The 13,617-nt window shown below is 69.1% G+C and carries 12 protein-coding genes; 7 read left to right on the top strand and 5 right to left on the bottom strand.

Annotation, left to right across the window (positions count from 1 at the left end):
* Nucleotide 1: 1 nt before the first annotated feature.
* The gene (locus VGI12_03855) at nucleotides 2-1,336 is read right to left on the bottom strand and encodes a creatininase family protein (GenBank protein ID HEY2431785.1); all 1,335 of its coding nucleotides are present in this window, start codon (nucleotides 1,334-1,336) and stop codon (nucleotides 2-4) included.
* Between the two features lie 75 nt (nucleotides 1,337-1,411).
* Between VGI12_03855 and VGI12_03850 the strand changes: the two genes are divergently transcribed.
* The 7 genes from VGI12_03850 to VGI12_03820 all read left to right on the top strand — a co-directional run bounded on the left by VGI12_03850 (nucleotide 1,412) and on the right by VGI12_03820 (nucleotide 10,175).
* A complete protein-coding gene (locus VGI12_03850) occupies nucleotides 1,412-2,188 on the top strand; it encodes a class I SAM-dependent methyltransferase (GenBank protein HEY2431784.1) in 777 nt (258 codons plus the stop codon).
* Complete coding sequence (locus VGI12_03845) at nucleotides 2,185-4,026, top strand: hypothetical protein (protein ID HEY2431783.1); 1,842 nt, start codon at nucleotides 2,185-2,187, stop codon at nucleotides 4,024-4,026. Before VGI12_03850 ends, VGI12_03845 begins: the two co-directional genes overlap by 4 nt.
* The gene (locus tag VGI12_03840; GenBank protein ID HEY2431782.1) at nucleotides 4,023-5,627 is read left to right on the top strand and encodes a hypothetical protein; all 1,605 of its coding nucleotides are present in this window, start codon (nucleotides 4,023-4,025) and stop codon (nucleotides 5,625-5,627) included. The genes VGI12_03845 and VGI12_03840 overlap by 4 nt, the downstream gene beginning before the upstream one ends.
* Nucleotides 5,628-5,709: 82 nt before the next feature.
* Nucleotides 5,710-6,144: a carboxypeptidase-like regulatory domain-containing protein gene (locus VGI12_03835; GenBank protein HEY2431781.1), complete on the top strand. Its 435-nt coding sequence runs from the start codon at nucleotides 5,710-5,712 to the stop codon at nucleotides 6,142-6,144.
* 63 nt (nucleotides 6,145-6,207) lie between these two features.
* Complete coding sequence (locus tag VGI12_03830) at nucleotides 6,208-6,687, top strand: DUF523 domain-containing protein (GenBank protein HEY2431780.1); 480 nt, start codon at nucleotides 6,208-6,210, stop codon at nucleotides 6,685-6,687.
* Between the two features lie 189 nt (nucleotides 6,688-6,876).
* Nucleotides 6,877-8,586, top strand: coding sequence for a sodium:solute symporter (locus tag VGI12_03825; GenBank protein ID HEY2431779.1), 1,710 nt, complete (start codon nucleotides 6,877-6,879; stop codon nucleotides 8,584-8,586).
* Nucleotides 8,583-10,175: a D-aminoacylase gene (locus tag VGI12_03820; protein HEY2431778.1), complete on the top strand. Its 1,593-nt coding sequence runs from the start codon at nucleotides 8,583-8,585 to the stop codon at nucleotides 10,173-10,175. The genes VGI12_03825 and VGI12_03820 overlap by 4 nt, the downstream gene beginning before the upstream one ends.
* Before the next feature lie 254 nt (nucleotides 10,176-10,429).
* Here VGI12_03820 and VGI12_03815 read toward each other — a convergent pair whose 3' ends face one another.
* The 4 genes from VGI12_03815 to VGI12_03800 all read right to left on the bottom strand — a co-directional run bounded on the left by VGI12_03815 (nucleotide 10,430) and on the right by VGI12_03800 (nucleotide 13,587).
* Nucleotides 10,430-10,888, bottom strand: a complete 459-nt coding sequence (locus tag VGI12_03815) for a hypothetical protein (protein ID HEY2431777.1) — start codon at nucleotides 10,886-10,888, stop codon at nucleotides 10,430-10,432.
* Nucleotides 10,885-11,442 carry an RNA polymerase sigma factor gene (locus VGI12_03810; GenBank protein HEY2431776.1) on the bottom strand — a complete coding sequence of 186 codons (558 nt, stop codon included), beginning with the start codon at nucleotides 11,440-11,442 and terminating at the stop codon, nucleotides 10,885-10,887. The genes VGI12_03815 and VGI12_03810 overlap by 4 nt, the downstream gene beginning before the upstream one ends.
* Nucleotides 11,435-12,331 (bottom strand): hypothetical protein, encoded by an 897-nt coding sequence (locus VGI12_03805; protein ID HEY2431775.1) that lies wholly within the window; start codon nucleotides 12,329-12,331, stop codon nucleotides 11,435-11,437. The genes VGI12_03810 and VGI12_03805 overlap by 8 nt, the downstream gene beginning before the upstream one ends.
* Before the next feature lie 137 nt (nucleotides 12,332-12,468).
* Nucleotides 12,469-13,587: an aminotransferase class I/II-fold pyridoxal phosphate-dependent enzyme gene (locus VGI12_03800; GenBank protein HEY2431774.1), complete on the bottom strand. Its 1,119-nt coding sequence runs from the start codon at nucleotides 13,585-13,587 to the stop codon at nucleotides 12,469-12,471.
* Nucleotides 13,588-13,617: the final 30 nt, after the last annotated feature.

The following is a 13,617-nucleotide window of genomic DNA, read 5'->3' as shown; positions in this document are numbered from 1 at the left end:
GCTATCCGCCTCCGCGGCCGGTGTAGCCGGGCTTGGCGAGCAGCACTGGCTGATCGGCGCCGGGCGGCGGACTGACCGTGTAGCGCCACGCCTCGATCGACCAGCTGTTGGCGTCGCTCTTCAGGAGCACCAGCGTGCACCAGCCCGAGTCGTAAGGCACGGCCGGCGCCCCGCGGCCAGGCTTCGACTGCGGGGTGCGCTGCAGGCGCAGCTCCCACTTGCCGTCAGCGATCGCCGCATTGGTGCCGGGGACACAGCGAATGTCGTTGAGCTGGACGGTGTATCTCGAATTCTCGTAATCCTTCTGCGCGAACAGCTGCGCCCGGTTGGCGAGGATGACCTCCTGGCCGCGCTCGATCGAGCCGTCCGGATGGCGGATGTCGCCGTTCCTGGTGAAGAGCTCACTGAGACGCCCGGCGTCCTGCTGCGTCCACAGATAGGAAAAACGCTCGGCCACTGCGCGGATGGCGCGATCCTCGTTCGCCGTGCAGCCCGTCGGCATGCGCTCCTCGGAGCGGACAGCCGGACGCGCGGCGGACGGCGGCGCCGGCATGGCCCTGCCGTCAGGCAGCGGCGCACTGCGCACGGTCTCGATATCGGCGAGCATGCCGGCGACCAGCGCGTTGACGAGCGCCTCCCCCTTCTGCGCCGACGCGAGCGTGGCGTCGCCGAACGTGCCCGACGCGGATCGCGCGCGGCGGCCGGGATACTCGCGGGTCGCCTTTCCCAGGTCGACGACCGACGGATCGATGAACAGCATCATCGACGTCGCCGCTTCGTCGGCGTGCGCGGTGGCGATCGGCGGCTGCTTCAGCACGGCGGGCTGTTTCTCCCAGTAGTCGGGGTCGGTGTAGCCGAGCAGAATGCCGGATTCCGACAGGACCTTCGCGGCGGCCGAGAGCGGACCAAGCGCCGACGGGGCGGTGTTCAGCACGTAGAAGCGGCGCGGGCCGGCCCGCGCCAGACTGCGGACCACGTCGACGGTGAGGTCGCGCGCAGTCGTGGCGCTCAACGACGTCGATCCGGGGTAGTCCTCGTAGGCCGGGAAGAAATGATAGTTGAGCGGGGGCGCCACGACAACGGCGCTCGCCGCCGTCACCCGGCCTGCAAGATAGCCGGCGAGTCGGGCGTCGCTGTCGAGCTTCAGGTGCGCCCCCTGTTCGATCGCGCCCGCGCCGAGCGGGATGACGACGACCGCCGAAGCGGTCAGCCAGGGTTCGGCGTCCGGCCACGCCAGCTCGGAGAGGGCCACCCCCTTGCGTGCGGACGTCTGGCCGTGCGGCGCCGACGCCGCAGCCACGAGGAGCGCGCCGAGGGCCGCTATCGCCAGCTTCATCGTTTCCCTCCGACCCCTTCAGACGTCGAATCGCCTCGGGTGGCTGCGCGAATGTACACTCAAACGCGCTGATTCATGTCCGACTGGAACGCCGATCGCTATCACGCCCTCTCGATCCCGCAGCAGACGTGGGGCCGGCGCGTGCTCGAGCGCTTGCCGCTCGACGGATCCGAGCACGTGCTCGATCTCGGCTGCGGCACCGGCCGGATCACCAGCGAGCTTGCGGCGCGGGTGCCGCGCGGCCGCGTGGTGGCCCTGGATCGGTCCGCCGCCATGCTGTCGCTCGCGCAAGCGTGGCTGCGCGAGCATGCGCCGTCGGCCCGGCTCGTCATGAGCGACGGGGCCGCGCTGCCGTTCAACCGGACATTCGACGCGGTGTTCAGCGGCGCGACCTTCCACTGGATTCACGACCACGCGGCCCTCTTCCGCTCGATCGTTCTGGCGCTGAAACCGGGCGGCCGTCTGGTGGCGCAGTGCGGCGGAGGGCCGAACCTGGCACTCCTCCTCGGACGCGCGGGGCGTCTGATGCAGGACCCCCGCTTTGCGCACTATTTCGAGGGATGGACGGAACCCACCTACTTCAGCGACGTCGATGCCGCCGGGCGCCGCATGCGCACCGCAGGCTTTGTCGACATCGACGTTTCGCTCGAAGCGGCGCCGACGGCGTTCGCTGCCCCCGCCGAATTCGAGGAGTTCGTCGCGAATGTCTGCGTTCGCGGCCACCTGGCGCGGCTGCCGTCGCACGAGCGGCGGCTGTTCCTCCGCGAGCTCACGCTCGCGGCGGCGGCCGACGGCCCGCCGCTGACCCTGGACTACTGGCGCCTGAACCTGTCGGGCCGGCGGCCCGCATGATCGCCGAGGACTGGTACCGGACCCGCGCCGCGAAATGGTCCGCCGTACGGGACGGCGAGACGCGGGTGGCGCTGCGCTACTCGCGACTCCGGCTGCTGTCGTTCGGTGCCGCGGCGGTGCTCGCCGCCTGGGCCTGGCACCGGGGCACCGCGCCCGGCACCGCAGTCGTGGCAGTTGCCGCGTCCGCGGCGTTCGCCGCGTTCATGGTGCTCGTCCGCAAGCACGCGCGCGTGCTCGAGCGGCTGGCGCGGGCGGAGGCGGGGCTTCGGCTGGCCGCGATCGGCCGCGCGCGGCTGGCGCGCGACTGGCAGGCGCTCCCCGAAGTCCCGCCACCCCCGCCTGTGGATCTCGAGTCGCATCCCTACGCGCGCGACCTGGATCTCTTCGGGCACGCGTCGCTGACGACGTGGCTCGGGGCGACGGCGACGGCCGACGGCGCGCGACTCCTGCGCGGCTGGCTGCTCGCACCCGCCGCGCCGGCCGGCATCGTCGAGCGGCAGACGGCCGTCGACGAACTCGCTCCGCGCCGCGAGTGGCGCGAGTCGCTGGCGATCGAGGGGACGCTGACGGCGCTCGGCCCGTCCGAGCTGTCGCGGTTCCTCGAATGGACGGCGGTGCCGGAATCCGCGGTACCGCCGGTGATGCGCGTCCTCGCGGTTCTGCTTCCGGCGTCGGTGCTGCTGCTGCTCGCGCTCTATCTGGGCGGCGGCGTCGACGGCGCGTGGTGGCTGGCGCCGCTCGGCCTGAACGTCATCCTGTCGTTCGTGTACGCACCAAAGATGTTCAGGACCTTCGACCGCGTGGCGATCGGCGAGCAGGCGCTGACCCGTTACGGCACGATGCTCGATCTGGTGTGCTCGTCGAACTGGACGTCGCCGCTGCTCGCGCGTCTGCACGCGGCGATGTGCGACGGCACACCCGCCCCGTCGGCCGTGCGCCGGATCGCCGGCCTCGCCGCATGGTCGGAGCTGAGGCGGGGCGCGGCGCTGCTGCACTTTCCGGTGCAGGCCTTCACGTTGTGGGATTTCCACGTGCTGTTGGCGATGGAGCGCTGGCGGCGCCGATCGGGCGTGCAGGTGCGCGTCTGGCTCGACTCGCTCGGCACGTTCGACGCGCTGTCGACGCTCGCGACGGTCCGTGCCGACGAGCCCGACTGGGCCATGCCGCAGGTCGATTCGTCGGCCGACCGCTATGCCGGCACCGCGGTAGCCCACCCGCTCATCGCCGCCGTACGCCGCGTCGCCAACGACGTCGAAGTCGGGCCGCCCGGCACGCTGCTGCTGGTCACCGGGTCGAACATGTCGGGGAAGAGTACGCTGCTGCGCGCGATCGGCGTGAACGCCGTGCTCGCGCAGGCCGGCGCGCCGGTCTGCTCCGCAAGCCTGCGCATGCCGCCCGTCGAGATTCAGACGAGCATCCGCGTGCAGGACTCGCTGGAGCTCGGCCTGTCGTACTTCATGGCGGCGCTCGCGCGGCTGAAGCAGATCGTCGACGCCGCCGACCGGCACCGCGGCGGCATACCGGATGCGCCGCGTCCGCCGGCGCTGCTGTATCTGCTGGACGAAGTGCTGCAGGGGACCAACAGTGTCGAACGCGGACTGGCCGTGCGCGCCGTGGCGCAGCATCTGCTCGACGCCGGCGCAATCGGCGCCATGACCACCCACGATCTGGCGCTGGCGGGTGAGGAGCCGCTCCGGTCGTCGGCCGCGCTCGCGCACTTCACCGAGCAGGTGGGAAGCGACGGCACCATGACCTTCGACTACCGTCTCCGTGCAGGGCTGGCGACCTCGACCAACGCGTTGCGCCTGATGCAGGCGATCGGGATTGCGCCGCGATGACACGCCGCGCATTCGTGACGTGGGCCGGCGTGACGCTGTTCTTCCTGACGCTCACCGCGGCGATGGCGTGGCCGATGGTCCGCCACATGGACTCGCAGGCGCCGCAGCATCAGGACGTCTATTTCAACATGTGGCGTCTCCGCTGGTTCGCGCACGCGTCGACGACCTCGCCGGCGCACGTGTTCGACGCGAACATCTTCTACCCGGAGAAGGACACGCTCGCCTATTCCGACGCGATGCTCGTCGAGGGGCTGGTGGCGGCGCCGTTTGCCGCCCTCAATCCGGTGGCCGTGCAGAACGTCATGATCCTGCTGCCGATGGCGCTCTCGGGGGTGGCGCTCTTCGCGCTCTGCCGCTACCTGACGGGCAGCCCTGGCGCCGGCCTCGTGGCTGGCGTGGCGTTCACGCTCGCGCCGTTCCGCTTCGAGCACATCATGCACATGGAGCTGCAGTGGACGATCTGGATGCCATTGGCCTTCCTGGCGCTGCACCGCCTCTGCGACACCGGCCGCTGGCGTCATGGTCTCTCCGTCGGACTCTGCCTCGCGCTCCAGATGCTGTCGTGCATCTACTACGGCATCTTTCTCGGCACGCTGCTGGTGGCCGGCGCGGCGATGATGTTCTTCGTGGATCGGCGGGCGGCCTTGAAGCCGGCGGTGACGCGGTTGGCCGCCGGCCTCGCGATCGCGCTCGTGATTGCCGCGGTCTACGCACGCCCCTTCCAGCGGGTGCACGCGATCGTCGGCGACCGGCCGATCGAAGAAGTGCACACCTACAGCGCGCAGCCGTCCAACTACACGAACGTGCTCGAAGGCAATTGGCTCTACGGCAACCCGGGCCGCCCAGGACTCGGCGAGCGGCGTCTGTTTCCGGGCGCGATCGTGACGCTCGCCGCCATCGTGGGCCTGCTCCTGCGCCGTCCGTCGGCGCGGGTCATCGTCTACCTGCTGCTGCTGGTCCTCGCGTTCGATCTCTCGCTGGGCTACAGCGGGATCAGCTATCCGATCGTGTCGAGGCTGGTGCCTCCGTATCGGGGGCTCCGCGCCCTCGCCCGGCTCGGCGTGTTCGTACTGCTCTTCCTGTCCATCCTGGCCGCCTACGGATACGCGTTCGTCGTCGAAACCGTCCGGCCGGCGCTCCGCATCGGGCTGTGCACGGTGTTGATCGGCGGCATGCTGGTTGAGTACGCGACGACGCTGCAGATGGCGGAGTTCGTCACCGCGTCGCCGCCGATCTACCGCGTGCTCGCGCATTCGCCCCGCGGGGTGGTGGCCGAGGTGCCGATGGCGGAGGGCGGCCAGACGAGCGACGCGCGCGCGGCGTACCTGTCGACGTTTCATTGGTACCCGCTGGTGAACGGATACAGCGGCAACTTCCCCGGTTCGTATCTCGCGCGGATCGAACGGATGCAGGAATTCCCCGGGGAGCGGGCGTTCCGCCAGCTGCGCCACGACGGCGTCCGATACCTGATCGTGCACGAGAAGTCATATACGGCCTCGCGGATCGACACGATCCGCGCCGCTCTGGCAGAGGCGGGTGCCGCCGATCTCGGCGAGTTCGACGCGGGGGAAGACAAAGCTCGTCTGTATCGCCTCCGCTGACGCGGCTGGCGCGCCTGGCATCGGGCTTGAACTACCGCTGGGCGTGAGTCGGTATCGAGCAGCGGATTGCCACTATTGCCCAGTGTGGGTGACCGCGCTGTGGCTCGCGGGCGCGCTCGCGCTGCTGTTCTCGGCGAGCGGCTGCCGGCGAGGTGTGCCGGCAGTCGACCTTGGGCCAAAGCCGCCCTTCGCGCGCGGCACGATCGCCGGCATCGTCCGCGGACCAGGCGACGTCGCGCTGGCGGGCCGCACGGTCGAGATCGTCAATGTCGCCACGGGCGAGCGACAGAGCACGACCACCATCGAAAACGGCGGCTTTTCGATCGAACTGCCGAAAGGAAAGTATCGCCTCACCGTCGAACTGCACGGAGGCGAAACGGTCGTCAAGGGCCCCGACGTCGTCGATCTGGATCGCGGCGACATCGATTCGCACGTCGAATTCGTGGTGTCGTCGGCGCGCAGCGCGCGGCGTCCCTCCTACCGCGTCGACAACGGCCTCGGCTCACCGATCGCGTAGCCCCCAGGCCTGTCCCCACGTTCGCATTGTCACGATCGGTTGAAGGGTGGCAGAGTAGCGCCAGTGATCAAGGTCGCGGTCAGCGCCTGCCTGCTGGGGGCGCCGGTGCGCTACAACGGCTCAGACAAGCGGGTCGAGCACCCAATCCTCCAGCGCTGGATCGAGGAAGGGCGCGTGGTGTCGATCTGCCCGGAGGTGTTCGGCGGGCTGGGCACGCCGCGGCCGCCCGCCGAGATCGTCCAGATCGAAGGGGGGCGCCGGGTGCGCGCCAGCACGGGACGTGACGTGACCTCCGAATTCGAGCTCGGCGCCGCCGAAGCGCTCGAGCAAGCCGTCCGGCACGGCGTGCGCGTCGCGGTCTTGAAGGACGGAAGCCCGTCGTGCGGCAGCACGTTCGTCTACGACGGCGCGTTCACCGCCACCCGCGTCGAAGGGGAGGGCGTCACCGCCGCGCTGCTGCGCGCGCGCGGTCTTCGCGTGTTTTCGGAGCGCGAGATCGACGGCGCCGCGGCGTATCTGGCCGCCCTTGACCCTGCAGGCTGACGTTATCTCACGCGCGCAATCTCGGCGCTCGTCCTGCCGCTCCCGCTATACTGGCCCCCGATGCCGTCAGTCACGGATACCCGTCCGATGGGGCGCATCTATGCGCTCGTGATTCTCTGCCATGCCGCCGTCATCACGGCGCTGTGGTGGACCGGCCACGTCTTCTCCCGCTGATCGGCCCGGCTCCGCATGCGTTGGCTCGACTGGCTCGTCGTCGCGGGATACCTCATCTGGGTCGTCGCCGACGGACTGCGCCGCACCAAAGGCGCCTCGGGCATCGACGGATATCTGCTCGCCAACCGCAGCCTGCCGTGGTGGGCGGTCGGTCTTTCGGTGATGGCGACGCAGCTGAGCGCCATCACGCTCGTCGGCACGACCGGTCAGGCGTACGCGGACGGCATGCGCTTCATCCAGTTCTATTTCGGCCTGCCGTTGGCGATGGTGGTGCTGTCGGTCACACTGGTTCCCTTCTTCTACCGCTCCGGCGTCTACACCGCCTACGAGTATCTCGAGCGGCGGTTCGACGTGAAGACGCGCACGCTGGCGAGCCTGCTGTTCCTGTGCGGCCGCAGCATGTCGACGGGCGCGATCATCTCGGCGCCGGCGGTCATCCTGTCGATCATCTTCCACTGGAACCTGACCTTGACCATCCTGGCGATTGGCGTCCCCACCATCGTCTACACGATGCTCGGCGGCGTGCAGGCGGTGACCTGGACCGACGTCAAGCAGATGGGGATCGTCGTGGGCGGCCTGGTGTGCGCCGTGATCGCGCTGATTCTCGGGCTGCCGCACGACGTCAGCGTCGGGCAGGCGCTCCACGTCGCAGGGGCGGCCGGCCGGATGAACACCATCGACTTTCATGTCGACGCGCGGCAGACCTATACGTTCTGGTCGGGCATCATCGGCGGGCTCTTCCTGCACCTGTCGTACTTCGGCTGCGATCAGAGCCAGGTGCAGCGATATCTCACCGCCAAGTCGCTGGACCAGGCGCGTCACTCGCTTCTGATGAGCGCGTTCGTCAAGATCCCGCTGCAGGTGCTGGTGCTGCTGGTCGGCGTCTTCATGTTCCTGTTCTATGTCTTCAACCAGCCGCCGCTGCTCTTCAACGGCGAGCCGCGGCAGCGGGTCGTGGCGAGCGCGAGGGCGGGCGACTACGGCCAACTCGAGTCGGCGTTCGCGGGCGCCTACCAGCGGCGGCGCGATGCGGCCACCGCGATGACGAAGGGAGACGGCGGTGCCCGTGACCGCTTCCTCGCCGCGAACGCCGAGATGCAGTCGATTCGCGGCCAGGCCGCCGCGATCGTCAAGGACGTGACCGGGGAGGCCGGTTACGGCGATCGCACCGGAGACACGCCGAAGCCCGACGTCAACTACGTGTTTCCGACCTTCGTCACGACCCGTCTGCCGCCGGGCCTGGTCGGCCTGATCATCGCCGCGATCTTCGCGGCGGCGATGTCGGCGACCGCCGGGGAGCTGAGTGCCACGGCGACCGCCACCGTGATCGACGTCTACAAGCGCCTGCTCAATACGACGGCGACCGACGCGCATTACCTGGCGGTATCGCGCATCGCCGTGGCCTTCTGGGGCATCGTCGCCTGCATCGTCGCGCACGTCGCCGTGCAGCTCGGCTCGCTGATCGAGGTCGTCAACCGGATTGGATCGATTTTCTACGGATCGCTGCTTGGCGTGTTCGTGCTGGCGCTGCTGTTCAAGCGCGCCAACGGGCACGGCGCGTTCGTCGGGCTGCTCACCGGCATCTCGGTCGTGGCCGGGTTCGCGTTCTACCCGGCCACCCGCGGCGTGTCGTACCTCTGGCACAACCCGCTTGGCGTGGCGGTCGTGCTGGTCGTTGGCATGGCGGTGAGCCTCGCCACGGGACCGCGAACGAGCACGGCATGAAGCGGATCGCCTGGCTCGCGGTCTGCTGCGCCGTACTGGCGACGGGGCCCGGCGCGTCGAGCCAGGCGTTCCGCTACGACACGCTCGTCGCAGGCGGCACCGTCATCGACGGCAGCGGACAGCCGGGAAGGCCGGCCGACGTCGCGATCAAGGACGGCAGAATCGTGGCGATCGGCCGGCTGCAGCGTTCGCTGGCCGCGCACGTGATCGATGCCACGCATCTGGTGGTGGCGCCGGGCTTCGTCGACGTCCACACGCATGCCGACGACCTCGCCCGGCACCCGGCGGCCGCGAATTTCGTCCGCATGGGGGTGACGACCATCGTCGCGGGCAACTGCGGCGCGTCCGCGCTCGACGTGGGCGCCGAGCTGCAGGCGCTGCGCGACGGGCCGGCCGCGCTCAACTTCGCGACGCTCGTCGGCCACAACACGATCCGTAACGCGGTCATGGGAACCGACGACCGTCTGCCGAAGCCGGCGGAGCTGGCGCGGATGCAATCGCTCGTGTGGAAGGCGATGGCCGACGGCGCGATCGGCTTCTCGACCGGACTCCAGTACGTGCCCGGCACCTACGCGCAGGCCCCCGAGATCGTCGAGCTGGCACGCGTCTCGGCGAACGCCGGCGGCATCTACGCCTCCCACATGAGGAACGAGGGGACCGCGCTCGAGGAGTCGGTTGCCGAGACGATCCGGGTCGGGGACCTGATCGAGGGACGGGTCGAGATTTCTCACCTGAAGGTCGACAGTCCGAACCGGTGGGGACTGAGCGCCGCCGCGCTGGCGCTGATCGACGCGGCGCGCGCCCGGGGTGTCGACGTCGGCGCCGATCAGTATGTCTACACCGCCGCGAGCTCGTCGCTTGCCGTGCGCTTTCCGCCGTGGGTGCTGGAAGGCGGACCGTCGCAGATCGCGGCGCGGCTGAATACGCCGGCGACGTGGCAGAAGATCAAGGCCGAAATGGCGACGATGCTCGAGGCACGCGGCCTGCACGATCTCGGGTTCGCCGTTGTCGCGCTGTACCCGCCCGATCACTCACTCGACGGACTGTCGCTGCGGCAGGTGGCCCTGCGGCGCGGCGGATCCGACGGCGTCGACTCGCAGTTGGAGACGGCCCGCGAGATGCTGCTCGCGGGGGGCGCCTCGATGGTCTATCACGTCATGAGCGACGAAGACGTCGAGCGGATCATGCGCCATCCGCAGGTGGCGTTCGCCTCCGATGCCGACGTGATCCCGTGGAACGAAGGTGTGCCGCACCCGCGCGGCTACGGCAACAACGCCCGCGTGCTGGGCACCTACGTACGGGCGCGGCGCCTGCTGCCGCTGCCGGAAGCCATCCGCAAGATGACGTCGCTGCCGGCGACGCGCTTCCGCCTCGCCAACCGCGGGTTGATTCGGGCAGGCTACGCCGCCGACCTCGTCGTCTTCGATCCCGCCACGATCCAGGACATGGCGACCTACGACGCGCCTCACGCCTATGCGAAGGGCATCGCGGCCGTACTGGTGAACGGCGTGACGGTCGTGAAGGACGGGGCGCAGACAGACGCGCGCCCCGGCCAGGTGATCGCTAACTCGCTGCTCGAGCGCCGCTGACCGCCGGCTACTTGCCGGTTGCCTGCGCCTTGCGCTTGCGACGCACGGCGACGTAGCCCAGGCTGAGTCCGCCCATCAGGACGGCGAGAAACCACAACATGATCGGACCTCCTCGTGCCACGGAAGATGGCAAGAGCGGTGCCCTGCGATTTCGCTGGAAGAACGGCGTGTGCTGGCCTGTGCGCGCGACGGATTCCGGATCGGGATTTCAGATCCGTACTCGGGGGGCGTCCGATCCGGAGGCGGCCCCCGACCTATTCGTCGGCGTAGATGACGTAGGCGGCGATCGACGTGACGATCACAGACACCACGCCAACCGTCAGCATCAGCGGCAGCCAGCGGCTGAAGAGTTCGACCGACAGCGGCCCCGCCGCCGCGACGATCGACGGCCACAGAGCCGCCAGCCATGCCGTCGAGCCCTTGACTCCCGCGACCGCGTAGCCGACCACGCTCAGCATCAGCCCGATGCCGGCGGCAATCGACAGCGCATGGACGATGGTGATGGGCCTCTCGGCGAGGAGCGCCGCGTCCTGCCGGGCGCGCATCTGCGCGCGCCACCAGACGATCGCCGAGGATGGCGGCTGCGCCTCAGCAGAAGTCCGCGCGGCATCATCGGCGATCGCCGCGGCCACGATCGCCTCGATCTCCGCGTCGCTGAGCTCCGTCGCCACCCGTTCCTTCGTCATTCGTTCCTTCGTGCCCTTCGTGATCATGGTTGCAACAGGGCCGCCAGCTTGCGCCGGGCGCGGAAGAGCAGCAGTTTGATGCTGCCGGTTTTCACACCGAGTACGCCGGCGATCTCGCTGTGCGACGATCCCTGCGCGTAGGCGAGCCAGAGCAGCGCGCGCTCCCGGGGTTTCAGTCGCCGCATCGCGCGGCGGACGTCGGCCCGCTCTTCTACGCCGGCAGGACCCTGCGGCGTCTCGAGGTCGGCGACTTCGACCCCCTCGGCGAACACCGGCCGATACCCGCGGCGCGTGTCGTGGACCAGATTGGTGGCGATGCGATAGAGGTAGTTGCGCCGGTGCGCTTCGCTCTCGAACGCGGTGCGGCTCTTGAGCAGTCGGTAGTAGCACTCCTGCACCAGATCGTCGGCGACCTGGCGGTCGCCGCTGGTGCGCGAGAGATAGGCCCACAAGGCTCGCGACGTCCGGTCGTAGAACGCGCGGAACGCGTCTTCGTCCATGGCCAGCGCTACGTCAGCGGTGTCGGCGTCGAGCGCATCGGCATGCAGCCGCCGGACGTCGAGGTAACTCACCTCAGCCACGGGGCTCCTGCGACACCGGCTCCTCCGGCATGAGCTTGAAGCGGCGGGTCAGCGTGTACGCCAGGGCCGAGGAGACCAGGAACCCGATGCCGAGCGCCACGATCACGGCGCCGACCGCTGCGAGCGGCGGCGCCACTTCCTCGAGCGTCGTCCTCGACACGATGGTGATGCCGATGCCCAGAACGGTGAGCACGGACCCCGCCTGCGCCGACCACAGGATGCGGCTGATCGGCGCGGCGAGCGCGCGCGGGGCGTCGATGCTGATCGGCGTGGATTCGAGGAACCTGCGCCCGGCCGGCGTCTGGATGTAGGCCAGCAGGTCCTCGTTCGACGAAAAGCGGTCGAGAATCTTCGTATGTACCTCGGTCTGCACTTTCGACAGCCGCGACCAGCGGCGCTGGTCGATCAGCGTCTTGATCAGCCAGACTACTCCAGACGTGATCAGCAGCACCACGGTTCCGATGGTGAAGCCTTCGACGGTGTTGCGCCACATGTCGATGGCGCGATCCTGGGCGTTGACCGGGCCCTGGTTATCGCCGTAGCGCCCGAAGAAGTACTGGGTGTTGTGGCGAATCTCGGGGTGCTGCGCGAGAAAGGTGACGAGCGCCGGATAGGTCTGGAGGTATTCGGCGTTGTCGAGCAGCGTCGGATCCATCCGCAGAATCCGCGGCAGCGATGTGGGGTAGGCCTTGAGGACGTCCTCGAACTGGCGGCGGGTGTCCTCGGCGTCGATGTTCGAGACCGCCGGCGGGGCAGCCACGTCGCGGAGCGCCGGCGCGGCTTCGGGCGGGGCCGGCTTCCGCGGCTGGGCCGAGGCTGGATGCGCCAGCGCCAGCGGGAAGACGAGGGCGAAAGCATAGGCGAAACGAACGGTCCGGGACAGCGGCATGGGGTCGGTAACTCCTTCACCCGCTTACTACTCGATACCGTGCGGCTGGTTAACAGCGAAGAGCGCGGATATGGAGGTTGACGCGATTCAGCTTGCCCGGGCGGTTCGTCTATCGAGGGCCATCCGCGACGCCCGTCTCAGTCGAGCAGCGTTGAGAGTCCGGCGCCGATCCGACGCAGGCCCTCGCGCAGGAACGCTTCCGTGCCGCCCAGCCAGATCCGCAAGTGGCCGTCGATGCCGACGTGCGTGCCCGGCACGATCAGCGTCGATTGACTCACGCGGACGCGATCGGCGATCTCGAGGCTCGGCGTGTCGGCCTCGTACCGCATCAGCCCGATGGCGCCGGCCTTCGGCTCGGTCCACGTCAGGCGTCCGCCGAACGACGCAACCCACTCGCGCGCGATCGGCAGGTTGTGGCGGAGGATCGCTCCGGTCCGTGCGTAACAGCGCTCGCGGTTGGCGGCCTCGACGGCGACGCGGGCGATGCGATCCGACATCTTGTTCGGGCCGATCGTCAGGTAGTCGTGCTGCGTCCAGCACTCGGCGGCCAGCCGCGGCGGGCCGACCAGCCACCCGATGCGGACGCCGGGAATTCCAAACGCTTTGGACAGCCCGCTCGTGACGATCACCCGATCGCTCATTCCCCAGAAGGAGGTCGTGCGCGGACCCTCGACTTCCGCGCCGAGATAGACCTCGTCGGCCAGCAGCCAGGTGCCCGTGTCGTGGCATCGCGCGGCGATGCGCGCCATCGACGACGCCGAGAGGACGGATCCGGTCGGATTGTTCGGATTCGAGAGATAGAGCAACCGTGTCCGCGGCGTCACGGCGCGCTCGAATTCGTCCCAGTCCGGTTCCCAGGCTCGGTCCGGGCACAGGCGGAACGTGTGCACCTCGGCGCCGAGGCTCCGCGCCACGCCGGGCATCTGCAGGTAATTCGGCAGCTGCATCGCGACGCCGTCGCCGGGGCGGAGCTGACTCAACGCGATCAGGTAGTTGGCTTCCGACGTGCCGTTGGTGACTTCGACGTGATCGGCGGTGGCGCCGGGATAGAGCGCGGCGATCCGCTCGCGCAGCTCGATCGTGCCGTTCGACTGGCTGTAGCCGAGCGGCACGTCGAGGAACGACTCGAGGTCGAAGCCCATCTCGACCAGTTCGCGCAGCGTCAACGGCCGGACGCCGCTCTCGCTCATGTCGTAGTCGACCAGGTTCTCCCAGGTCGACTGCATCCGCTCCATGGCGAAGATTTCGAGACTCATGGTTCGACAGAGAGACTTCGCTTCGCGCCG

The sequence above is a fragment of the Vicinamibacterales bacterium genome, assembly GCA_036496585.1.
In the GTDB taxonomy this organism is placed as follows: Bacteria; Acidobacteriota; Vicinamibacteria; order Vicinamibacterales; family 2-12-FULL-66-21; genus JAICSD01.
This window is presented reverse-complemented; position numbering and strand designations above follow the sequence as displayed.